This is a genomic window from Rickettsia montanensis str. OSU 85-930, assembly GCF_000284175.1.
Lineage (GTDB): Bacteria > Pseudomonadota > Alphaproteobacteria > Rickettsiales > Rickettsiaceae > Rickettsia > Rickettsia rickettsii.
Genome location: NC_017043.1, coordinates 1,104,494 through 1,128,807, shown reverse-complemented (window position 1 = coordinate 1,128,807; position 24,314 = coordinate 1,104,494). Strand labels below are relative to the sequence as shown.

Genomic DNA, 24,314 nt, shown 5'->3' with positions numbered 1-24,314 from the left:
TAATAATTTTTTCTCCTCATGATACGTTAAAACTAACTTTATTTAATATTTGCTTATTCTCAAAATCTTTAGTCATTTGATCAATTTTTAATACTAATTTTCCTGAATTGCTTAGCTGCTTAAATCTAAATAACGGACTAATGCTTGAAGATTTCTGTATATCCGGTAATTCTATTTTCGCTAACTGCTTTTCTCGGGAGGCACTTTGCCTTGCTCTCGTCCCTGCTCTAAATTTATCAACCCAAGCCTGCATATTTTCTATTTTCTTTTCTAAGAAATTTCGCTCGCTTAGCTTCTGAGCAGCTATTATCTGCTTTTCTTGCACAAAATATAAAAATTAATATTCCTTTAAAAGAGTTTTTTAAATAATTCTCAAGCCAATATATTGAAATAATATCAAGATGGTTTGTCGGTTCGTCGAGTAGTAAAATATCGGGATTATTAAATAGACTTTGTACGAGTAATACACGAAGCTTATAACCTTCTGACAACGCAGAAAGCGGCTCATAATGGTATTTTTCGGCTATTCCAAGACCTACAAGCAAGCTAGCTGCAAAAATTTCAGCAGTATAACCGTCATTATCGTATATTACCTGTTCAAGTTCACAAAACTTATACCCATCTTCACCGCTACATTCCTGCCGATTTAATATCTCTTCTTTTTCCTGTAAAGCTTTCCATAACTCCTTATTCCCTGCTATTACCGTATCTATAATTTTAGTATTTTCATAAAGAAACTGATCTTGTTTTAAACAGCCTATTTTGGAGTTTTCTGGTATGTTAATCTCACCGAAAGCTGGCTCTTCTTCCTTAGTTAAGACTTTGAAAAAAGTTGTTTGACCTGCTCCGTTGGCACCTACTAAACCATATCGTTTATTGTGTTTAATATGCAAATTTACATCAGTAAATAGTATTCTTGTACCATAACTCAGGCTAAATCGTTTATAATAATCATATTTTTAGATATCGTGGTTAAATGGTGTTATTGTATAGACACCTAATCGCCATTGTGAACAACTGCAGATCTTGTTGCATGACTCGTTTTATGTCATTCCAGCGAAGACGTTATTGCGTAGATACCGCCCCGTCATTGCGAGCAGTCGTAGACTGCGTGGCAGTCCAAAACAATAATAAAAAAATTCTGTAAATCAGAATTTTTTACTAGATTGCTTCATCAAAACTTACAGTTTTTCCTTGCAATGACGACCTGCAGTATCCACACAACAAGACCTATGCAGGCATAACATAAGAGCCATGCAGGCAATGCCGAGCTTGTGGCAAGATTCATAAATGCTTATTACTTAAAGCTAGTTTTGATGGATACCATGGAAGGTTCACAGTATAACAATAAAAAATCTTATTTCTTCAATAGCTCAAGAGCTTTTGCAAAATCTACTATATATTCTTCTTCTTTTTTTAAGTCTTTGATTTTTAAGTTATTATTCGCCTGCTCTTCATCACCTATAAAAATAATAAATTTAGCATTTTCATTAAAAATGCGTTGCATTCTTTTAGCTATTTTACCTAGTGGTTCTATGATAGTAGCAATATTTTCTGTTCGCAGTTTATCTACAATTTCTAAAGCATAGCAAATATTATTTTTGCCTATAGGTAATACAAGTACCGGCTTAACTTCAGATATATTATATTCCCGCATTAAAGCAATTCGCTCAATACCGGCAGCAAAACCGATAGCCGGCACATCATCGTTATTACCCATGATTTTAGCAAGCCCGTCATAACGTCCACCGGCTAGAATAGTAGATTGGCTCCCTAGCTTTTTTGTAGTGAATTCAAAAGCAGTATGGCAATAATAATCAAGCCCTCTAACCAAGCGTGGATTTATGCTATATTTCACGCCTAAAATATCTAGATACTTTATTAACTCCTCAAAATATTCTTTGGATTCATCAGTGTAATATTCAGATAAAACCGGTGCGTTTGCTATTATTTTCTGATCGGTCTCACTTTTAGAATCAAGTATCCGCATTGGATTTTTGGATAATCTTATTTTGCTTTCTTCTGATAATTGATCTTTAAAATCATTGAGATATTCTACTAATTTTTGCTGATAAACACTTCTTGATTCATTACATCCAAGAGAGTTAAGCTCTAAGGTAGTATCCTGCTCTATTTCGAGTGCTTTTAATATATCAACGGCTAACTTCAAAGTGTCAGCATCAGTAACTGCTCCTTTAGCACCGATATACTCATAATTTAGTTGGTGAAATTGTCTTTGACGCCCTGCTTGCGGTCTATCATAACGAAAAACAGGACCGGTAGAGAAAAACTTTAATGGTAATTTATGTTGTAATCCGTTTGAGATGAGGCTTCTTATAATACATGCTGTAAATTCAGGTCGTAATGCTACGGAATCATTGCTTTTATCTAAAAAACTATAGATTTCTTTGCTGATTACGTCAGAGCTTTCACCCATCGAACGGTTAAAGACTTTAGTATACTCCAAAATAGGAGTACTTATTTGTTTATAGCCGTACAATACTCCAACATCTCTTGCTTTGTTAATTATATAGTCGTGAACTTTATAATCATCCGGCAAGAGATCTTTCATTCCTCGGAGTGGTTGCAGCTTTTCAGTCATTTGGTTAATTTTGTTTTGTTGCGTGGATACTACTAACTCGTCATTGCGAGGAGAGGCAAAGCCTCGACGTGGCAATCTCAGGAATTTTGTACTACTTCATGAGATTGCCACGCTCTCTACGTTCGCTCGCAATGACGGATAGCCCCCTCTTAATTCTGCTCTTTTTTCATAAAAAACGATCTTATAATATATAAAACAAATATTGTAATAAACCAATATATTAATACACGACCTGCGGTTAATAGATTAAATTCACCGTCATATATTTGAATAAATAGTAAATATGCACAAGCAATTAAAATAAACGGTACGATAATAAATACTAAAGGACATCTAAAAGGTCTTTGAGCATCAGATAGCGTTACCCTAAATAATACCACTATTATTGTAACGGTTATATAATCAATAAGAGCTCCCATTGAAGTTAATTGCGTTAATAATTCCGTAGAACAAAATCCTCCAAGGATAGCGGCTAAAGAAGCAAATATTATAATCGTAATATACGGACTATCATATTTTGGGTGCAGCTTTGCAAAACTTTTCGGTAGTAAACCGTCACGTGCAATAGCATAAAAAATACGAGAAGTACCGTAAATATTCATCATCAACACCGTCATCATACCGCAAACTGCTCCAGTTGCAACAATAGCAGAGCCGATCTTGCTATTATTGATAGTTAAAGAATAAGCAAGCGGTTGATCGTTATTTAACTGATCAAAAGGTGCAATACCGGTAACAAGCCCTGCCATCGTTACATAAACTATAGTAGTTAGAACAAGTGAGCCAATAATACCGATCATTATATCGCGTTTTGGGTTTTTACACTCCTCAGCTGCGGTTGCAATCGTTCCAAAACCCGTAAAAGCTAAGAATAAAATAGACGCACCTACTAAAACATTACTAAAACCGAAAGGCATAAAATTACTCCAGTTAGTAGCATCAAAATGAGGGGCAGCAGCGAGTATAAATACGAATATTGCAACCATTTTTATGAAAACTAAAATTGCATTTAGTCTCTTACTATCTTTAGTACCTAAATATAAAATAAATCCAATAAATCCCGAGATTAAAAATGCCGGTAAATTTATTATACCGCCGTTTGTCGGTACAGTAGTTAATTCTTTCGGTAAATTGATTCCACCTGCTGCTAGTATTCCTTGTACGTAGCCCGACCAGCCTGCAGCTACTATTCCTGCAGCAACACCAAGTTCTAATATTATAACACTACCGATCATCCAAGCAAATACTTCGCCAAATGCTACATAGGAATAAGTATAAATACTTCCTGATGTCGGAAGCATTGCAGCAAGTTCAGTATAAACAAGCGCTACAAAGATACAGGTAATACCTGCAATCGCATAAGATAACATTACTGCAGGTCCTGAATATTTAGCAGCAATTATACCAGTAACGACGAATACGCCCGTGCCGATCATCGCACCAAGACCCAGTAATATTAAATCGAATGCTCCAAGCGTCTTGCTAAGACCGCTTGAGCTGCCTATCTCTTTTACTGATTCAAAACTTTTCTTCCTTAAAAAACTCATTAGTTTCTCCTGTTTTAGTGAGCTTATTTTTTTGTGAATTGTGTCATTGCGAGCGACTAAAAGGAGCGTGGCAATCTCAGGAGATCTAACTAGATTGCCACGTCGCTTCGCTCCTCGCAATGACGCAATTACCTTATCTCTCTAGTAATCCATCCGCCACCAAGTACTCTTTCGCCGGCATAAATAACGCATGCCTGCCCAGGGGCAACGGCTTTTTCTTCGCATAAAAATTTTACTTTCATTTTATCATCACCGAGTTTACTTATTTCGGCTAGACGCGGCGGTCTTGTCGAGCGAATTTTAACTGCTACTTCTAACTTTTCGTTATCTTTAATCTCATCTGCAAGCCAATTCACATCTCTAATGATAAATTCCTGCACGTTTAATGCGGACCCCGGTCCTACATATACTATATTGTCCTTAGGATCAATCTTTACTACATATAAAGGCTCATTATAAGCTATACCAAGACCACGACGTTGCCCTATGGTGTAGTTAATTATACCGCTATGCTCTCCTAGCTCAAACCCTTTTACGTGAATAATTTTACCGCTTTTACTGCTATTTGGACGTATTTTATTTATTATGCCCTTATAATTTCCGTCAGGTACGAAACAAATATCTTGGCTGTCTGGCTTATCCGCTACCTCAAGCCCAAATTTACTAGCAAGCTTTCGTGTTTCATCCTTAGTAAGCCCTCCTAGAGGGAAACGTAAATATTCTAATTGCTCTTTAGTTGTCGTAAATAAAAAATAACTTTGATCTTTTGTTGGATCAAGCCCTGTATGTAATTCCGCTCCATTATCACCGTTTATTTTTCGTACGTAATGACCGGTAGCAAGCTTATCTGCTCCAAGCTCTCTAACCGTTTTAACTAGATCCCCGAACTTTACCGATTTATTACATTGCACACATGGAAGCGGTGTTTCACCTTGTAAATAGCTATCGACGAAATTATCTATTACCGACTCTTTAAATTTGCTCTCATAATCAAGTACATAATGGGGAATACCTAGCTTATTTGCTACCATTTTAGCATCGTAAATATCCTGACCAGCACAACAGGCATTTTTCTTCCCTACTGCCATACCGTGATCATATAGCTGCAAGGTAATACCTATAACATTATGTCCTTGTTCATGCAGCATTGCAGCAACCGCCGAACTATCAACCCCGCCTGACATTGCGACAACTATAGTAGACTGCTTATCCCCTAAATTAATCATACCAACCTTAAACAAACAGCAGATTATACTAAATTTATAATTAAATTACAACACTATCTTTTAATATATTAAAATGCTATAATTGGCGTTGTCTAGTAATTATCGATTTCGTCATTGCGAACAACCGTAGGCTACGTGACAATCTCATGAAATAATAATAAACTCCTGAGATTGCTTCGTCAATACTTCGTATTTCCTCGCAATGACGATTTACTAATCCACGTGGGAATGACAAAATGCTTCAAATAATGCAAAAACTTATATGTTATTTAAAATATTATACAAAACAGTTATTAAATTAGCTCTAATTTATTTCATACTGATTATTTTAGAATATGCACGTCAAGGTTTTATTAATGACTTATCGTTACAAAAAGTAGATTTATCTATTCAGAATTCCATAAAGGAACCAATTTATTTAGTTTCTTATGCCGACGGTCCGGAGTATGTTTATCGTAATCAAAATGCAACCACTCATTATGCAATTAATAAAGGTATAGACTTCATATTTAACTATAAGAAAAAGCACATAAATCAAGCGTTTATAGAAAAAAACCAAGAAATTTTTAATGAACCTGCAGGAGCGGGGTTATGGCTATGGAAGCCTTATATTATACTTGAAACAATGAAAAATGCACCAGAAGGAGCTATTATAGTATATTTAGATTCAGCATTTGTTATTAAAAAGCATATCAGTAATTTAACAAATCTTTTAGGCGATAATGACATATTACTGGTACATGATCGCAATCGTAAAAACGGTAGTTTTGTTAAAGGCGAAACTTTTGCTTTAATGGATTGCCTTACAGACGAATGCAGAAATGACGATCACATTTGGAGTGCCGTTATTATTGTGCGTAATACCAAGCTTTCTCGTTCTTTCATTGAAAAATGGCTAAAAAGTTGTGAAGATATTAGAATTCTTTCAGGCAAAGATTATAATATCCATCCTAATTACGATGAATATAAATGGCATCATTCCGATCAATCGGTACTTAGCCTTATATATCATAAAAATCCACAATCGGTTAAAGTAATAGAATATGAAGAAATAACACCTTCTTTATATTGGTTCCACCGTAAATATTCAAATAGCTCACCGTTAAAACCTTGGTATAGCATATACGGTATAGATCCTATAATTAATTTTAATACTAACGGCAAAGTTTTACCTTCTACCGCCCTTATAAATACTCCGCCGATTGTTAGACTTCGTAAATGGGTTATCAAGTATACTCAATGAGCCGGTGTTGTTGCATAATTCCAAAGCCGTCATTGCGAGCGACTAAAAGGAGCGTGGCAATCTCATGAAATAATAATAAACTCCTGAGATTGCTTCGTCAATTACTTACGTAATTTCCTCGCAATGACGACATCTCTCGTACTTTAAAAAAACTATAAGATAAAGTAAGTACTTTAATGTCTTGCATTTCAGGGTCAAGCTCAAAATCCTTATCTATATAAAATGTAACCGGCATTAAGACTTTTTCGCCGGCTTTTAATAATTGTTCTTCAAAACAAAAACAATGAATTTTTACGAAATATTTTCCTGCTTTATTTGGAGTAACATTATACACGGAAGTACCTATTATATCGTTATCGCTTAGATTCTCCGTTTCATAGAACACTAGAGTATTCTGCCCCGGAACAATTTGCACTCTTTGCTGCCTTGGAATAAACCGCCAAGGTAAATCTTTATCAACATTAGCATCAAACTCGATAATTATAGGTTTAGTGCCTTTTACCTTAGAATATACACTCACCGTTTCTTTTGCAGTAGTGCCACCATATCCTGTAACTTTACAGAATAAATTATAGATAGGTACGGAAGCAAAACTGAGTAACACCATACTAATTATTAATCCCAGCAAGGAAAAAGCTAAATTTTTATTGGATTTTTTAGACATTATTTGATTTTATTTAAAAATATTCTAGAAAAAGTTTATTTTAGATCATATATGTGTTAGTATAAAAAAAATAGTTTTTAAGGTTAGTATGACTAATAATATTAATGTATTAGCAATTTCTAGCGAATCAGGATTTTATAGCTACTTACAGAAAATCAATAAAATTCCTTCACTTACGCAAGAAGAAGAATTGTTATTAGCAAAATCCTATTTAGAAGGGAATGATTTACAAGCTGCACATAAATTAGTAACAAGCCATCTTAAACTTGTTGCAAAAATTGCAAGCGGCTATAGGACTTACGGTCTTCCTATTACCGAATTGGTTTCAGAAGGTAATGTAGGTTTAATGCAGGCAGTAAAAAAATTCAATCCCGAACTTGGTTTTCGCCTATCAACATATGCGATGTGGTGGATTAAAGCAGCCATACAAGAATATATATTAAAATCTTGGTCATTAGTAAAGATGGGAACAACGGCCGCACAAAAAAAATTATTTTTTAGTCTTAATAAAGTTAAGCATAAAATTACTAATTTATACTCAAGGTCTATTACTACCGATGATTTTGCACAAATAGCAGATGAGCTAGGCGTTTCGGTTAATGAAGTTTCTGAAATGAATACTAGAATTTCAGGTCCTGATTTATCGTTAAATAACTCTATAAATAGTGACGATGCAGAATCCGGAGAATTAATAGAACTATTACCGGAAACACGCCCTACTCCTGAAGCTATGGCTATTAGTAAGCAAAATTCTAACAGTAAAAGGCAGTTACTATCAAATGCTATGAAGATTTTAAACGATAGGGAACTTCGTATTTTAACAGAGCGTAAATTAACGGATACTCCTAAAACTCTAGATATTCTAAGCAATGAGTATAATATTTCTAAGGAACGTATTAGACAAATAGAAAATACGGCTTTTGAAAAAATAAAGAAGTTTATTTTAAACCATAGTAGAGAAGTAGCTTAAGCCTTATTGGACTGTCATCCTGTGGCTTGACCACGGTATCCAAAAATAACTAAAAATACTAACAATGTTAGTATTTTTAACCGGATACCGCGATCAAGTCGCGGTATGACAACAGGAAAACGATTCACCCAACAATGCTTTCGTAGAAATGACATTAGTTCAGTACACCTGACCATTCTGGATCAGAAGCATCTGCCGGTGTCATAATTTCTCTTTCATTATGACCTGTTAGATCAATTGCAAAAATTTTGTTTTTTCCCGGAGCTTTAGCGCTCGACGGCCAACCTTTAGCAAACATAATAACTCGTCCGTTAGGCGACCAACAAGGACTTTCAACTAAATATCCGCTTGTTATTATCCTTTCACTATTCTCATCATCTTGGGGACATGCTTTCATAATTCCGATATTAAAAGTTTTTCCTCCGTCTCCTCTAGTAATCTTAGTAAATGCTATATAGTCTCCTCTAGGCGACCAGCTAGGAGCTGCGTAAGAACCACTGCCAAAACTAATACGCTGAACGTCACTTCCGTCTGAATTCATGATATATAATTGAGGCACACCGTTTCTATCGGAATTATATACAATTTTTTTACCGTCCGGTGAATAGCTAGGAGAGGTATTAATACCGAATCCGTCAGTTAATTTATGAAGCCGTTTAGTAGCAAGGTCGATTTCATAAATATGCGTCGAGCCGTTTTTAGCTATCGACATTACAGCTTTTCTACCGTCTGGTGAGAATCTAGGAGCAAAAGATATACCGGAAAAATCACCTACTACACTTTCTTTGCCTGTTTTTAAATCTTTTTCATAAACGAGTGCTCTTCTTTTAGTAGCATATGAAACGTAAAAAATCTTATCCGCCGAACGAGCAAATCTTGGGGTTAAGACTAGTGACTTTCCATTGGTAAGGTATTTATTATTAGCCCCGTCATAATCCATCAAAGCAATTCTTTTTATTTTCGGTAAAGAGCTGCTTTCTGATACATACACTATTTTAGTGTCAAAATAACCGGCATCACCGGTAATTTTTTCATAAATTTTATCTGCAATTTTATGTGCTGCTCTTCTCCATAGATTTTCCGGTACTTCAAGAATTTCACCGACGAGCTGTTTTTCAAGCAACGTATCCCATAATATAAAGCTAATTTTAAATCTACCGCTTTCTAGTTTTTTAACTTCACCGTTTACTAAAAGACTAGCATTAATTTGACGCCATGCAGCAAAAAGCGGTTTATATTCTATTCCTGTCTTCTCTTCTATAAAAGAGGCAGCAGAAATAGGACGGAATAACCCCGAAAGCTTTAAATCATTAGAAATAACTTTAACCATATCGTGACCTAATACATCAGCGGCAGAATTATCGGCATCAAATTTATTGACCGCTATAGGTGTCGGGTCAGCTCGCCCATGCTCAATGTTTATTGTTTCAAGTGCATAGCTGGTAAAGCTAAATAATAGTGATAATATAAAATATATAATATTTCTCACTTAAAATACTCCTTTTTATCAAATTCCGTTATGGTTGTTGTATGTCATTCCTGCTTTCGCAGGAATGACATACATTACCCAAAAATCTTCATCAGTTCTTCCCATTCTCTCTTAGTCATATTACTAGTTTCATGGGTAACTTTTTCACCGTTTATCATTCTTTTAATTACATCCAAACCTTTACGTGAAATATTTGCTCCCTGCAAACGATATTCTTCAAAAGCTTCATAAGCAAAAGGAACCCAAGCTTTGACTATCTCAAGCATCTTTTCAGCATAAACTCTAATTTCATATTGAGCGTGAGGGTCGGCTCGCAATCTTAAAAAATGAAGTAAATTATGTAAATTAATCTTCCAATACCATTCCGTATAATAATTTAAAGTTAAATTCATACGAGCAAGCTCTCTTGCTATCCCTGTGACGTTCTCATCTATAATATTACCCTCTTCATCGGCATTCATCAGTTCCTTATAATGCCCGTAGCACTGTCTAGCATCTTCCTCTAAAATTGCAAGGACCTTTTCAGCCACTTCTTTCGGTAAGCTATCCCCTTCCCTACATTGTTTATTTACAGCAGATTGGGAAGCAATATTTGCCGGCTCAGGTAGATAAAATTCATTACCTAAAATAGAATACCTTGCCGAATATTCGTTAACGCTAGCTGTTCTATGCCTAATCCATTGCCTTGCAATAAATATCGGTAGTTTAATATGGAACTTGATATCACACATCTCAAAAGGAGTGGTATGATAATGACGAAGCAAGTAGTTTATCAGCCCTTTATCTTGGTTTAATTGCTTCGTACCCTTACCGTAAGAAACACGAGCTGCTTGTACTATAGCACTATCATCCCCCATATAGTCGATAACTCTAATAAAGCCATAATCTAACACTTTTATAGGCTCATATAAGATTTCTTCAAGTGCCGGGACTGTTACTCTTTTTGTGGTGTTGTGCATTCTATTTATCCTTTATGTTTTTCTTTAAATTAACCTTTCCAATGTCATTCCCGCAGAACGTTGTTGCGTACATCCCGATGTCATTCCTGCGAAAGCAGGAATCCAGCGTAAAGCGAGATAAATCGAGCTTTTAAAAAGCTTTAAAGTATTGGATTGGATTCCCGCTTCCGCGGGAATGACATCGATCCTTAAGTTGACACCCATACACTTCTGCAGGAATGACATAAAGTTATGGAAAATAACTATATAAATTCTTACCGTTTCTTTTTAGCCATAATTTTGCCGGTTGGTATTCGTTATATATATCCTCAACTAGCTCCCAAAAATTTTTACTATGGTTCATTTCTTTTAAATGTGCCATTTCATGAGCTACTAAATATTTCAGTACTTCAAAGGGAGCAAAAACTACCCGCCAATTAAAAACAAGATTCCCTTTGCTACAACAACTCCCCCAACGGCTAACATTTTCCATTATTCTAATATTGGAATAAGTCAAATTATGTTTTTTAGATATATTCTCTACTATTATTTTTATTTCTGCTAATAATTTCTTTTTAAGGAATACTTCTATACTAAGTTTTTTTAGTACCTGACTACAATACACTTCTAACGTAGAATCATTTAATTTTATCTGATTTTTAGACGAATCAATATGTATTATTTCATAAGATTTACCCAAAATAGAAATCTTATCTTCATCTTTTGGTATCGCAGTTACATTACGACGTAATTTTTGCCTAACCCAATATTCTTTACTTAACAAAAAATTATGACCTTTTTCGGCTTCTACCTTAAGAGGTAATACAAGCTCTGCACCTTTAGACGTAATGCGGATGGCTATATTTTTAGCTTTGCTACTCCTTCTTACTATAACATTTTGAGGTTCACCATATTTGGTAAGAGTAATAAAATCTTCCATTTAAAATTCTATATACTTATTAGGATCAACTGCTATTTTATTTTTACGCATAGCAAAATATAATTTATGTTCTACATGTCCGATAACACTATTTCTAACAATTTTATCACCTTTCTTCAGTAATAAATCATCTAAACTCGCATATGCTACTTCTAGATCGTCTTTATCTAATTTAACTATTACTAAATTACCGAATTGCTTATTGTAACCTGAATATATTACCGTTCCTGCAGCTATCGATTTAACTTCACTATATCCTTTAGCTGCAATATCTATCCCTTTACTTTTACCTGCTTTAAACTCGGTAATAACTACCCCATTTAACGGTTTTACAAAGTTTAATTGTTCTATCGCTTCTTCATCTTCGTCTTCATTCAGAGACATAGGAATCTCAATATCATCATTATCATCTTCTATAATTTTTGCCTTTGGCTCTTCGAGTCTACCGCTAACTTTTTCTGACACGGGATTGTCTTCCATAGTTCTTTGAACTATCATGCCCTCATCGTGATCTAGTTCGGTAGAATCATTATTTGCAGTAACATCTCCTACTTTATACTCAATTGGAGCCGGTAGCTGATCAACACAAGCAACTAAACAAAAACATATAACGATACTAAGTACAACAGGATGTTTCATATATTTAACAAAACTATTATTTACATTAGAAAACAAATCTTACATAGTATATAATTTTTATCATTATTTTCCATCAAAAAATTAACTATGAAAACTTATAATATTGTCATAGCTAGTGATCATTCAGGTTATGAGCTTAAGTCTGAAATTATCAATTATTTAAAGCAGAAATCTCTAAAGATTTATGACTGCGGAACAAATAATACACAAACCGTTGATTATCCTGATTATGCTAAGAAAGTAGTAGATATTATTATTGAAAAATCAGCACCTATCGGTATTTTAATTAGTGATACGGGGATTGGTATGTCTATAGCTGCGAATCGTAGCTCGGAAATAAGAGCTGCTTTGTGCAACGATATATTAACTGCCGAAAATGCTAAAGCTCATAATGACGCTAATATCTTGATACTCGGAGCAAAAACCATAGACCAAAAAATAGTATTTGATATTATAGATAAGTTTTTAACTACCCAATTTGAAGGCGGCAGACATAGCACCCGCCTATCAAAAATAAAATAGTTGTATAAACTGTTAAACATTGTTATTATCCGTCATTGTGAGGATGGGCAAAGCCTCGACGTGGCAATCTCAGGCATTTTGCACTATTTCATAAGATTGCCACGCTCCTTGCAGTCGCTCGCAATGACGATTCGGTATCCATGCAATAAAGCCAAACTATAATATAAATTATGCTGCTTAATATGAATCTTCAAGAGTTGAAACAAAAATATAATTACGATGTTGCAACGAAAATGATGCAGCAATATCTAGACATTAAATTTGCTCATTTAGATTGTTTACTACTATTTAGAATGGGTGATTTTTATGAAATGTTCTATGAAGATGCAATTCTAGCAAGCAATGTACTTGGCATTGCTTTAACAAAGCGCGGCAAAAACGGCGAAGAAGAAATTGCGATGTGCGGAGTACCTTATCATGCCCTTGAGAGTTATTTAACTAAGTTAATTGAAGAAAATTATAAGGTTGCTATTTGTGATCAACTAGAAACACCTGAAGAAGCAAAGAATAGAGGCGGTTATAAAGCGGTAGTTACTAGGGATGTTACACGTATTATAACTCCGGGAACTATAATTGAAGAAAATTTAATTGCTTCAGCCGAACCTAATTATTTAGCAAGTCTCGTAATACCGAAAAATAAAGAAACAGCTAGCCTTTGTTATGTTGATCTTTCTACTTCCGAAATTGTTGTAGTTAATGTACCGGAAACGGAAATTCTTAATGAGCTGGCTCGTTTAAAACCTCGTGAAATTCTGCTTAGCGAAAATCTGAGATCTTCTAATCTTGCGGATAGTATTTTCAAACAATTAAATTTTCGTATTACCTATCAAGTTGATAGTTTTTTTGCGATTAATAAATGCGAAAAAATCATTTTAGATTTTTATAAAATGAAAGATATTAAAGGAATCGGCGAGATATCTAGTAGTCAAATTTGTTCCATAGGTAGCGTTTTAGAATATTTATCGTTAACGCAAAAACAAAATATTCCTCATTTGCCAATCCCTAGAATTATCAATTTTCATAGCTATATGACTATTGATTTCTCTACTAGACGCAACCTTGAAATTGTAACAAACTCACAAGGCAGCTCGCAAGGAAGTTTATTAAGCACCCTTAATCATACGGTTACTAAACAAGGCGGACGTTTACTATATAATTTTCTTTCAAGTCCTTTAACCAACATTGCTAAAATAAATCATCGTTTAAATATTACCGAGTTCTTTTATTCCAACTTAGAAATAGTAAAAAAAATTAGAGAACTTCTAAAAAAAACTAGTGATATAGAACGCTGCTTAACACGTATTACGATGAACAGAAGTTCAGGTCGTGATTTACTTAGCATTAAATATACTTTAGAAACGGCAACGATTATTAAAGGAGTATTCTTTGACGCTTACGGTTTTAATTTACCTGATTTTATCGAAAAAATTATTAAACCTCTATCAGGCGATGCAGAATTATATAATTTAATAGACGAAACAATACGAGAGGATGCACCGAATAATTTAAATGACGGAGGTATAATAAAACATGAATATCATCCGAAAATAGCTCAATTACATGATTTAATTAATAACGGAAAATTACATATTGAAAAGCTAAGAGATCAATATCGCAAAGAAACGGGAATAGACAGTTTAAAAATATCTCATAATAATGTTATAGGGTTTTTTATCGATATCACCGCTAAAAATGTTAATAAAATCCTTGATCCCAAATTTATTCACCGTCAAACAACGGTTAATCATGTTCGTTACACTACTGCTGAACTACAAAAGCTTGAAAGTGAGTTAGTCAATGCTAAAACCTTAGTAATAAGCTTAGAAAAAGAATTATATGCGGATATTTGTAGCCAATTAATCGAAAAAGCTTCCTATTTACGAATGCTTGCAAGCTCCTTAAGCTGGCTTGACGTATTTTGTAATTTTGCTTACATCGCTGATGAATATGATTATGTTAAGCCTAAGTTTACCGATGATTTAAGCTTTGATATCGTTAAAGGACGGCATCCTGTAGTAGAGAAAGCACTACAGCGAGAAAGCAAAAGCTTTGTATATAATGATTGTCATTTATCGGAGCTTGAGCGTATTTGGTTAATTACCGGTCCTAATATGGCAGGTAAAAGTACTTTTTTACGTCAAAACGCCATTATTGCAATTATTGCTCAAATAGGTTCGTTTGTGCCGGCAAAAAGTGCTAAAATAGGGGTAGTCGACAAAATATTTAGCCGAATAGGTGCTGCCGATGACTTAATTAAGGGACAATCGACCTTTATGGCAGAGATGCTTGAAACCTCAGCAATTCTTGCTCAATCTACAAAAAACTCACTAATCATACTTGATGAGGTAGGTAGAGGCACATCCACTTATGACGGGGTATCTATAGCATGGTCGGTGCTTGAATATATTCATGATAAGCTGAAATGTCGCTGTTTATTTGCAACGCACTATCATGAGCTAACCGTTATGAGTAATTTCCTGCCGGCTTTGCAAAATTATACTATTGCTATTGAGGAGTCAGGTAAAGATATTCTATTTTTACATAATATTATATCAGGTGCTGCCGATAGGTCCTACGGTCTTCATGTTGCGGCTCTTGCCGGTCTTCCTGCGAGTGTTATAAACAGAGCTGAGCAGATTCTGCTTAAATTTGAAAAAACTTCTACAGGTAAAGGAAAAAATATTTTATCAACGGAATCAAATAATTTGAGTTTGTTTAATCTTGAACCTAATAAAACTACTATAAGCAGCAAATTAGATGAAAAATTCAGCACTATCGATCCTGATAAACTATCACCTAAAGAAGCACTTGAGTTAATTTATGAGTTAAAGGAGTTGGTTTGATGCGAGTTTGGCAATGCCTGCGTGGATCAGTTTTTTCATCATTGCGAGGAAAAACTGCAAGTTTTGACGAAGCAATCTCAGGAGTTTGTTATGATTTCATGAGATTGCCACGCAGCCTACGGCTGCTCGCAATGACGATCTAGTCTCTATGCAACCTTGCCTCCCTTTCCAACCAATATTTACTACAGGCAAAAAAATTAGGATTAGCGAAACTTTCTTTACCGTAAGTAATTTCTTGTCCATGCGTATCTAAAATATTACCACCGCCGGCTTTAATTAAAGCATGACCTGCCGCTATGTCCCATTCCATAGTTTGACCGAATTTTGGATATATATCAGCTGCTCCTTCAGCAATTAAGCATAGTTTAATTGAACTGCATATTGCATTTATTTGACCGAATGAATACTTACTTAAAAATTCTTTAGTAGCTTTATTTGAATTATAAAAACCTATTACCGCATTAAGCTCTTCATGTTTAGGTTCATGATTAACAAATATTTCTTTAGAATTCTGTTCGATTTTTAACCGACCGTTTACATCGGTATAATATAGCTTTGCTGTTTCAGGGTGATATATAAAGCCGATGGTTGGAAAACCGTTTTCAATAAGCCCTATATTGACCGTATATGTACTTTTACCATTTACATAGCTCCATGTCCCATCAATAGGATCGATTAACCAAAAAGTATCACTGCTGAATATAGGTAGCGGCTGCTCTTCGCATACTATAGCTATTTGAGAGGTTAAGGTTTGTAGAGTTTGATAAATTATTTTACTAATTTCCTTATCGGCATTAGTGACTACTGACCCATCTGACTTAATATCAGTCAATATTCCTGCCTTTTTTATATCTAGTGCAATCTTGCCGGTATTAATAATTAAATCTTTTAAAGCATTAATTAAATTGTCATTCATAATTATTTATTTAACATCTTTGCAGCTGTATCATCTTCTAACCACTGACCGGTATTTAAAAACGTAGATTGCTGCAACTCAGCGATTTGATGATCAGGTGACCCAGGTAACATTTGCCACCCCAAATATTCAATTCCATAATATCCTATATCAACCATACTTAAATAAGAGTCCATATTTTCTAAATCTTTTTTATTATTTGCAAAAATTACTATTTTTTTAGGTTGTTTCGGTATAATTTTTAAGAACTCTATAAGAGCTTTTACTCTATTTATATTACCGGTAAATATTATACCTAAATAAAAAATAGGGGCTTCAGCATCGCTTGGATTAAATCTAAATACATCTTTATCATTAACTTTATTAGTAAAATTAATATTGAGTCTGTAAAGTAAGGTATATAACCATCTTTCATAATTTTCAATTAAATTACATGGGGCCGTTATTTCCTGAAGACCTAAAACCGTTGCACCTTGCTGTTTCATCTTATTAATTAAATCTACCCATTTAGATTCAACAAGCATCATTTGACGCTGCACTATCAATTTTGCAATAGTTTTATTAACTGATGCGTTATCCGCTGCAAGACTATATAAATGTTTAGTAAAATTTATATAAGAATTATCCTGATATCGAAATAATTTGGATTTCGGTGTTATGATAGTATTATCTATATTTATAAGTACCAGCGTATCTGCATCTATCTTCGGTAATAAGTTTTTCATTGTTACTGAATCTACGGAATAAGTAGGAATAATTTGACCGTAGCCCGCATACGAAATAACTAAGCAAAGTAAACTCAATAAAACTTTATTTATTCGTGTCATAAGGATTTTTACCTTTTGCATTATTATTCTTTAAAGGTGGATTATTTCTTTTTAGCTTATTTATTTGAGGTATTAAATCATTAATCAGTTTAGTATAATATGCAATATCTTTGTTTTTCGGAGTATTTTTATTACTATAATGATAACCAATAAATAATATATTAGAACTATAACTACTAAGTTGCAATTCCATTGAGCTTAGCAATTCTATGCTACTACTAATCATTATAAAGCATTTCGGTATAAAATTCATTTGAACAAGGAAATTGAGCATCATTTCCGCTTCCGATATATTATTACTCGTCAATATACCCTTATAAAATACCGGATAAGTATTAGCAAAACTGTCTAAATTATTAAAAATAATATAATTATTGTTTGGAAAACTATTTGAAAAATCAATATCGAAATTTTTCTTTAAATAATCGGCAAACCATATCTCAAATTTAGGAATATTATTAAAATTACCGGTAAACCCATCATTTACTGCTATTATGGGGATTTTACTATTACTCATTTCATTTACAAAATTTGGAAAATCAGATTCTTGTAATTCTTTCTTATAGCTATCATTAGTTAAAATCAATTGATTTATATAAATAGCTTTTAGATTTTTATTAATATTACGTAAAAGAGGAGTTAGTGTAAGATAAATGTCTTCATCAAGCTGTTCAACGATAGGCACTAAAGACTTAAACAAAAATTCATCTAGAACCGTTACTACTAATAAATCCTGAGGTACATAATTTTTATTATAATTTTCTTTAAAATCTTGTTTTATTTTATTTAAACTATCCACTTCTATAATTTCTGCACAAGCTATAGAAGCAATAAATAATATTAGAATAAATATATATTTTTTAAACATTTATGATTTCCATTTTTTTAAAGGCAGCATGTCACCCTGTGATTTTCTATGTCATTCCTGCGAAAGCAGGAATCCAGTACTTTAAAGCTTTTTAAAGATTTTACTTTAAAAGTGAAACAATATAATAAAAAAATCTTTGCAATCAAGATTTTTTTAGCCTGGATCCCTGCTTTCGCAGGGATGACATCACTGGCTTTTCGAAAACTATCCGGTACTATAACAAAAAAACCCTAATCACTAAAATTATACCTAATATTTTTTCTAGCAGAACTTATATCTTTTAAACGTTCACAAATCTTTTCAAAGACTTGTTTAGGCAAGATATTTGAAGCATTAATTTGTAAAAACTTATCGTCTTTTAATTTAATCGAAAAAGAAGGCTCTTGAAATTCCGGCCCATCAATTTCTCTAGCAATTTTTATATAATAACCGATTATATGACTATTGTAATAATCACTTTTACTAATCATTTTCTTAGCTATTTTATTAATCTGCATGTCAGTTTTAGCAGTATAAGTAACCGTAAGGGCAATACCTAGCATAAGACGCTGTCTATGACTAAAAGGAATATCTGAAGATAATATAAATTCCGAAACAAAATTTGCTCTGAGCGTTTTATCAATATTTTTATTGTATTGCGCTAGCATTATAGCGAGTTCAATAATAATAAGAGTCGTGGCATCGGAATTAATTAAAAGATATTGTACTGCTTCAATATATTTTTCAATTTTACATATATTTCTATCAAATTTTACTAATCTCTTCACCCTCTCATAAATAATATCTTTTTCTGTTTCATGAGACGGCAACGAGTCAAATCTTACTCCTTCTTTTAAACCGTAATTTGAGATAATAATTTTTTCCGGTGAAAATACCTTAATCATTGCTTTTATTACTAAAACTGCATTATAATTTATGGCTTTCTGCTCGTAATAACTCAGCTTTAATTTATCAATTTGCGATAATTTCTCTAAATATAACTCAAACTCTACACGATTTATTTCAAAATTATGTAAATTTTTAAGGGGATAATTTATAGACTCCATGTATATACGGCTCATTAGACGTAATGCACCGCCAATTAAATATAAATTAGGATAATGGGCAGCTCCAAATTCTTCCTCTAGCATTTTAGTAATCAGCCCGACATCACCAAAATTGCTACTAGCAATAATTGTTGTACCAAGCGGCAATGATTTTAATTTACCGACTTTTTTATTTCCAATCTGTGCAAGCTCAAGACTTCCACCTCCAAGATCGGCTACAATACCGAAAGCATCACTAATACCGGAAATTAATCCGGCAGCAGTTAAATAAGCTTCACGTTCACCTGAGATAATTTCAATATCAATATTGAATCTCTTTTTAATTATAGCTTTGAATTCATCTGCTTTAGGATGCCCCCTAAGTATAGCTGTTGCAACACATCTAATATTAGTAACGGACAGTTTGGTAAAAATATGAATAAGATATTGTAGAGATAAATATGTTTGATGTTTTACGTCTAAATTATCTAAATTAAGTAAATTTGTAAGATAATTTCTAAATTTATAATTAAAAATTTCCGGCGCTCCAAGCTCATCACTTTCATAAACTACAGCTCTTAAAGCATTTGAACCAATATCAATAATAGCTGAACGCATTTTTGGATCTTACTCATTATTTTCCGGAACAGTTATTGTTTCGGTCTCTTCAGAAGCCTCATTATTATTTGCCCTAGGATCAAAAGGTACTTGAGTAGGTACAAAAGTCGGCGGTAATAATCTACTAGTAAAAAACTTATCTTCGTAATACTTAATTTTACGAGATTTTATAGGCGGAAAGGATTCTATTAAAACAATTTGCTCATCTCTCGGTAACTGTATTACTTCTTGAGGTAAAAGTAAAGCTCTTTGAACCTGAGAAACGTTTTGGGTTCTAGTAGAAATATTAAGATCAAAAAATAAAGGTTTACTAAATGATCTTTGTGCTACCGTCTTATTACCGACAAGCTGCGATATTAAATTTGCCGTTTCATAGTTATTAGCGGCAAAAGTAATACGATATGTTGCATTAGATAAGAAAGAATTCATCCCTGCATCTTCATATGTTCCTTTTAACTGCTGCGTATCTTGAATAATTAAAAATAAACGAACTCTATAACCTCTAAAATAAGCTATACCGGCTTTAAAAGTATCCATCTTCCCAAGCGTCGGGAACTCGTCAAGTAAGAACATTACTCCATACGGCTCTTCCTTTAAATCCGGCATTTTGCGGCTTAAAAATTCTGTCGCCTGCTGATAAAACACCTGCATTAATTTTTGTAAACGCTGTATATTATCGGGTGTTAACCCTACATATACGGTTGTTTTTACTTTTTTAAATTCTTGTATATTGAAATCAGAAGATGCTGTAGCTGAATCAATAAGTGGATTTGCCCATAATTCAAGCGATGAGTTCATTGTAGATATTACACCGGAACGCTCTTTATCGGCTTTTTGCAAAAATGCAGCAATATTCATATATGCAACAGGATGAATTACACCACCAAGCGTATCGAGTACGACCGCTAGATTATAAACTACGTCGTCACTCCTCATAGTACGCACTACTTCACCGAAAGATTTAGTTTTAGTAGGATCGGCTATTAAATATAGAGTTACGCCTAAAAATAAGCTTCGTGCCTCATTATTCCAAAAATCCTTTTCCGGCATTATAAGATTTGAAATTTTTTGAACGTCATCAACCATTTGACCAGGCTTAGTACTAACCCAATCAATCGGATTATAACAATGAGTAACACCATCAGGATTAGAAGGCTCCCATACAAAAACTTTCTGCCCTTGCTTCTCACGCCAACCACTTGTCAACCCGTGATTTTCGAGCTTTATGTCATGCACTACTACCGAATCACTCCAAAATAACAAGTTAGGTATCACAAACCCTACACCTTTACCTGAACCGGTAGGAGCAAATAATAAAGCATGCTGGAACCCATCTGCAACAAAATATCCACCGGCATCAACACCGATCAGCATACCTTTCTTAGATCTAAGACCTGCAGCCTCTATATCTGACGGATTAGCCCAGCTTGCATCCCCATATACTTTTTCATCTTGTTTGAAAAATTGTAATGATTTTATTCTTTCAAAATTTTTAATGTAAAATATTATAACAATAATAGCCGGACCGAGAAGAGAGGCAAGTAGCTTCAATTTTAAATAATTATAGTCGGCAATTTTTAACTGCCCCCAAACGTTAATAAGCCAGTAAGCCCACTTATAAGCAATATTTATAGCATTTATATCTATACCTAAAGCTCCAACCTCATTAGTAAAAGTTGCAACAAATGCACCGCTTATCCAAATGGTACAAAAAATAACAACCGGATGAATTATAGCATGACCGAATACATTTCTAGTAACTTTAAGTATCTTATGCAATTCCATGAATTGATATTCCTAGTTTATTCTTATATATTAGTTTTTGCGTGGAGTAATTTTTACGTCATTGCGAGCGACTAAAAGGAGCGTGGCAATCTCAGGATTGTGGCCTGAGATTGCTTCGTCAATTAATTCGTAATTTCCTCGCAATGACGTTTTTAAACCATCCCCTCAGCGTTCTTGTTCTTCTTATAATATACTTCCGAAACATATCTTTTCCCGCCGCTACCGCGTTTTAACTGCACAACGATATCGACAACGGTTAAAATATACTTCTTTACTTCTTCAGGCGGCATACCAAGATCTGCTTGCATAACCATAAGCTTTAACTGCTCAATAGCCATAGCGGGACTATCAGCATGCAGTGTTGATATTGAACCGGGGTGACCTGTATTAATAGCACGCAAAAAACTGAAAGCTTCCTTACCTCGAAGCTCACCTACTATAATCCTATCTGGTCTTAAACGCAAACAGGCCTCTATTAAATCTTGAGTAGTAACATTTGCACGCCCCTGTCCTCCTTTGGAAGCCAGTAAATGCACTCTGTTAGGATGGCTTGATAGCACAACCTCACGAGCATCTTCTACAGTAATTAATCTTTCTATTGCAGGTATTTCAGTAAGTGCCGCATTAGTAAAAGTAGTTTTACCGGTTGAAGTACCGCCACTAATTATGATATTTTTCTTTGAAACAACTGCATGTCTAATAAATTCTTTAATCTTTTTTTCAGCTAAGAAATTATTTAAAATTACTGCATCTTCATCTACTAAACTCTCTGTTGCAGTATCATCAAATGCCCCCATTTTAGCATATTCATCTAAAGTTAGATTCATACCGCTAGGCTTTCTTATAGCATAAATGATTTGTCCTATCTCACAAGCAGGAGGAAATACTATTTGAATACGGTAGCCATTCGGCAAAGTTGCCGAAAGAAGCGGTTTTTCTTCTGAAATCATCTGTTCGGTAGATTGAGCAACTAAACGCCCTAATGCAAGTAGATGTTCGCTATCCAGTTCCGGTATTTGCTTAGAATATATATCGCCTTTTTTTTCAACCCATGCTTCTCCGGGCTTATTAACCATAATTTCGTTAATACCGTCTTCAGCAAATAAATTTTTAAAAGGAAGTAAAAACGTCTCTAAGGCTGCAAATTCTTCATTCATTTCATTACCTTCGATTTTAATAAAACGGCTTTTGGGAATTTATAATCCTTATTAACGTATATTCTAACCGGCGTACCTTGATTAACCGTTGTCGTCGGCTTAAACTGCTGCTGAGTTATCATATTTTGTACAACATTCGTCACATCCGTAAAAGCTTGAGTAGAAGCTTGTTGTGCTTGCGTCGGAGTTGATGCTATAGAGGTAGTAGTAAGCAAACTTGAAGCTGCCGTATTAACTGCCTGTACTAAGGTTTGAAGTCTCTGCTCAGCAGTATTCGCTGAAGAAGCAGTTTGTGCGGTTGTACATGCTTGAGTCATAGTAGTATAAGCAGTCGAAGTTTTATCGGTAATAGCAGCAAGTATATTAGTACAAATTGTAACTATCCTAGTATTTGCATCCATAGCGGTATTAGACGCAATAGTTTGAGCAGTGTTTAACAATTGTGTTGCCGTAGCACTATTGGTAGCCGCTGCCTGAGAATTTATAGGAGGCGGTACTAACTTATCAAGGACTTTAGCAAGCCCTATATTAAAGCCGGATCGTAATACGGCATTTGCAAATTGTTCTTTATATTTATTATCAACTCTTCCTTGTAATCCCGGTCTACCTAAATTATCAACTGCAGGTGAGTCAAATTCTATAGTATAACCGTTAGTTAAATCGATTCTATCCCATATTATAGAAACTCTACCGTAACTATCTGACGAAATTGAGGTTGCATATTTACCGAATATTTTTGACCCTTTCGGTATCAATATAACTTTATCTTTCTCAGAAAATACGTCTCTACTAATAATGGCTCTTATTTCACCGCCGAGATCACTATTTATTGCCGTCTCAAGGACTGCATCAATTAATTTACCGCGTCCGAGAACCAAAGACATATCACCGCGATCTTTAAAGGTCGCTTCTGCCGTAATCTGTTCCGGTGTTTTTTTAGGCTCTACACCACCAATTAACACTATAGCTGATTTTCTTTTTGCTTCACGACGTTGCTTCTCTGCATCGCTCTCAACTAACGTTCCTGCAGTCGAAGGCAACGAAACCGGCGGCAATGGAAGCGTTTTGTCTTTATTCTCTTCTACAGGAGTAGTAAGAGGTAAGACCGGTGGAACTTTTACTACCGGAGGAGGAGGCAGTGGAGGAGCGGTGGGCGTCTCAAGCTTAGGCGGATCAGGTAACCTTGGAATCTCCGGAATATTATCATCAACCTCCGTAACAGGTTTTATAATATTACTCGGTATCTGAGTCTTCGGTATTTCTTCTTTTTCAGTACCGAAAAAAAGAGTATAAAAAATATATATAAAAATACCACAAATTACGACTACTATCGCAATACTCTTATTAAAGCTAACCGAAACTTTTGATAATTCTCTTTGTACTTCAGGAGAATCTGCTCCTGATAAAGAATCGGTATTATGATTGTTATTTTGCTCTTCAGCCATATCTAAATTATATTAGTTAAAGTGTTTTTATTGTCATTGTTGCGTGGATC

General features: G+C 34.3%; 22 protein-coding genes. 5 read left to right on the top strand and 17 right to left on the bottom strand.

Translation table 11 applies throughout. From position 1 onward, the window contains the following. Window positions 1-16 precede the first annotated feature (16 nt). The 5 genes from MCI_RS09145 to mnmA all read right to left on the bottom strand — a co-directional run bounded on the left by MCI_RS09145 (window position 17) and on the right by mnmA (window position 5,375). Complete coding sequence (locus MCI_RS09145; RefSeq protein ID WP_232202650.1) at window positions 17-325, bottom strand: hypothetical protein; 309 nt, start codon at window positions 323-325, stop codon at window positions 17-19. Continuing rightward, on the bottom strand, window positions 237-893 hold the full coding sequence (locus tag MCI_RS10070) for an ATP-binding cassette domain-containing protein (RefSeq protein WP_041404124.1): 657 nt from the start codon (window positions 891-893) through the stop codon (window positions 237-239). The genes MCI_RS09145 and MCI_RS10070 overlap by 89 nt, the downstream gene beginning before the upstream one ends. Before the next feature lie 464 nt (window positions 894-1,357). Continuing rightward, entirely contained in the window at window positions 1,358-2,602 is a 1,245-nt protein-coding gene (hisS, locus tag MCI_RS06055; protein ID WP_014410111.1) for a histidine--tRNA ligase, read from the bottom strand. A 149-nt stretch (window positions 2,603-2,751) separates the two neighbouring features. Continuing rightward, a complete protein-coding gene (locus tag MCI_RS06050; RefSeq protein WP_014410110.1) occupies window positions 2,752-4,149 on the bottom strand; it encodes an amino acid permease in 1,398 nt (465 codons plus the stop codon). Window positions 4,150-4,277: 128 nt separating this feature from the next. Further along, entirely contained in the window at window positions 4,278-5,375 is a 1,098-nt protein-coding gene (mnmA, locus tag MCI_RS06045; RefSeq protein WP_014410109.1) for a tRNA 2-thiouridine(34) synthase MnmA, read from the bottom strand. 262 nt (window positions 5,376-5,637) lie between these two features. Here mnmA and MCI_RS06040 point away from each other — a divergent pair, with 262 nt between their 5' ends. Then, complete coding sequence (locus MCI_RS06040) at window positions 5,638-6,618, top strand: hypothetical protein (protein WP_014410108.1); 981 nt, start codon at window positions 5,638-5,640, stop codon at window positions 6,616-6,618. A gap of 97 nt (window positions 6,619-6,715) precedes the next feature. Here the strand turns inward: MCI_RS06040 and MCI_RS06035 are convergent, their stop codons facing one another. Beyond that, window positions 6,716-7,282, bottom strand: coding sequence for a cytochrome c oxidase assembly protein (locus MCI_RS06035; RefSeq protein ID WP_014410107.1), 567 nt, complete (start codon window positions 7,280-7,282; stop codon window positions 6,716-6,718). Between the two features lie 88 nt (window positions 7,283-7,370). Between MCI_RS06035 and rpoH the strand changes: the two genes are divergently transcribed. Continuing rightward, window positions 7,371-8,252, top strand: a complete 882-nt coding sequence (gene rpoH / locus MCI_RS06030) for an RNA polymerase sigma factor RpoH (RefSeq protein WP_014410106.1) — start codon at window positions 7,371-7,373, stop codon at window positions 8,250-8,252. A gap of 154 nt (window positions 8,253-8,406) precedes the next feature. On the opposite strand, the gene tolB is transcribed toward rpoH, so the two are convergent. The 4 genes from tolB to MCI_RS06005 all read right to left on the bottom strand — a co-directional run bounded on the left by tolB (window position 8,407) and on the right by MCI_RS06005 (window position 12,294). After that, on the bottom strand, window positions 8,407-9,741 hold the full coding sequence (gene tolB, locus MCI_RS06025; protein WP_014410105.1) for a Tol-Pal system beta propeller repeat protein TolB: 1,335 nt from the start codon (window positions 9,739-9,741) through the stop codon (window positions 8,407-8,409). 74 nt (window positions 9,742-9,815) lie between these two features. Continuing rightward, on the bottom strand, window positions 9,816-10,700 hold the full coding sequence (gene thyX / locus MCI_RS06020) for an FAD-dependent thymidylate synthase (protein ID WP_014410104.1): 885 nt from the start codon (window positions 10,698-10,700) through the stop codon (window positions 9,816-9,818). Window positions 10,701-10,929: 229 nt separating this feature from the next. After that, window positions 10,930-11,619 carry a M48 family metallopeptidase gene (locus MCI_RS06010; protein WP_014410102.1) on the bottom strand — a complete coding sequence of 230 codons (690 nt, stop codon included), beginning with the start codon at window positions 11,617-11,619 and terminating at the stop codon, window positions 10,930-10,932. Next, window positions 11,620-12,294, bottom strand: coding sequence for a M23 family metallopeptidase (locus tag MCI_RS06005; RefSeq protein ID WP_014410101.1), 675 nt, complete (start codon window positions 12,292-12,294; stop codon window positions 11,620-11,622). It abuts the gene before it with no gap. A gap of 51 nt (window positions 12,295-12,345) precedes the next feature. Between MCI_RS06005 and rpiB the strand changes: the two genes are divergently transcribed. Both rpiB and mutS read left to right on the top strand, forming a co-directional pair. Continuing rightward, a complete protein-coding gene (gene rpiB, locus MCI_RS06000; RefSeq protein WP_014410100.1) occupies window positions 12,346-12,780 on the top strand; it encodes a ribose 5-phosphate isomerase B in 435 nt (144 codons plus the stop codon). Between the two features lie 182 nt (window positions 12,781-12,962). Beyond that, window positions 12,963-15,623 carry a DNA mismatch repair protein MutS gene (mutS, locus tag MCI_RS05995; RefSeq protein ID WP_041404257.1) on the top strand — a complete coding sequence of 887 codons (2,661 nt, stop codon included), beginning with the start codon at window positions 12,963-12,965 and terminating at the stop codon, window positions 15,621-15,623. Window positions 15,624-15,762: 139 nt separating this feature from the next. Here mutS and MCI_RS05990 read toward each other — a convergent pair whose 3' ends face one another. The 3 genes from MCI_RS05990 to MCI_RS05980 are packed head-to-tail and all read right to left on the bottom strand — an operon-like array spanning window position 15,763 to window position 18,234. After that, window positions 15,763-16,539 (bottom strand): 3'(2'),5'-bisphosphate nucleotidase CysQ, encoded by a 777-nt coding sequence (locus tag MCI_RS05990; protein WP_014410098.1) that lies wholly within the window; start codon window positions 16,537-16,539, stop codon window positions 15,763-15,765. Between the two features lie 2 nt (window positions 16,540-16,541). Beyond that, on the bottom strand, window positions 16,542-17,387 hold the full coding sequence (locus MCI_RS05985) for a DUF2608 domain-containing protein (RefSeq protein ID WP_014410097.1): 846 nt from the start codon (window positions 17,385-17,387) through the stop codon (window positions 16,542-16,544). Next, a complete protein-coding gene (locus MCI_RS05980) occupies window positions 17,350-18,234 on the bottom strand; it encodes a DUF2608 domain-containing protein (protein WP_014410096.1) in 885 nt (294 codons plus the stop codon). Before MCI_RS05980 ends, MCI_RS05985 begins: the two co-directional genes overlap by 38 nt. A 48-nt stretch (window positions 18,235-18,282) precedes the next feature. Here MCI_RS05980 and MCI_RS10670 point away from each other — a divergent pair, with 48 nt between their 5' ends. Further along, on the top strand, window positions 18,283-18,468 hold the full coding sequence (locus MCI_RS10670) for a hypothetical protein (protein ID WP_014410095.1): 186 nt from the start codon (window positions 18,283-18,285) through the stop codon (window positions 18,466-18,468). On the opposite strand, the gene MCI_RS05970 is transcribed toward MCI_RS10670, so the two are convergent. The 4 genes from MCI_RS05970 to MCI_RS05955 form a co-directional block, all read right to left on the bottom strand. Beyond that, complete coding sequence (locus tag MCI_RS05970; RefSeq protein WP_014410094.1) at window positions 18,465-19,877, bottom strand: Ppx/GppA phosphatase family protein; 1,413 nt, start codon at window positions 19,875-19,877, stop codon at window positions 18,465-18,467. The two genes, MCI_RS10670 and MCI_RS05970, sit on opposite strands and share 4 nt — an antisense overlap. Before the next feature lie 9 nt (window positions 19,878-19,886). Continuing rightward, entirely contained in the window at window positions 19,887-21,662 is a 1,776-nt protein-coding gene (locus tag MCI_RS05965) for a type IV secretory system conjugative DNA transfer family protein (protein ID WP_014410093.1), read from the bottom strand. 152 nt (window positions 21,663-21,814) lie between these two features. After that, on the bottom strand, window positions 21,815-22,819 hold the full coding sequence (gene virB11 / locus MCI_RS05960; RefSeq protein ID WP_014410092.1) for a P-type DNA transfer ATPase VirB11: 1,005 nt from the start codon (window positions 22,817-22,819) through the stop codon (window positions 21,815-21,817). Continuing rightward, the gene (locus tag MCI_RS05955) at window positions 22,816-24,264 is read right to left on the bottom strand and encodes a TrbI/VirB10 family protein (RefSeq protein ID WP_014410091.1); all 1,449 of its coding nucleotides are present in this window, start codon (window positions 24,262-24,264) and stop codon (window positions 22,816-22,818) included. The genes virB11 and MCI_RS05955 overlap by 4 nt, the downstream gene beginning before the upstream one ends. Between the last annotated feature and the right edge of the window lie 50 nt (window positions 24,265-24,314).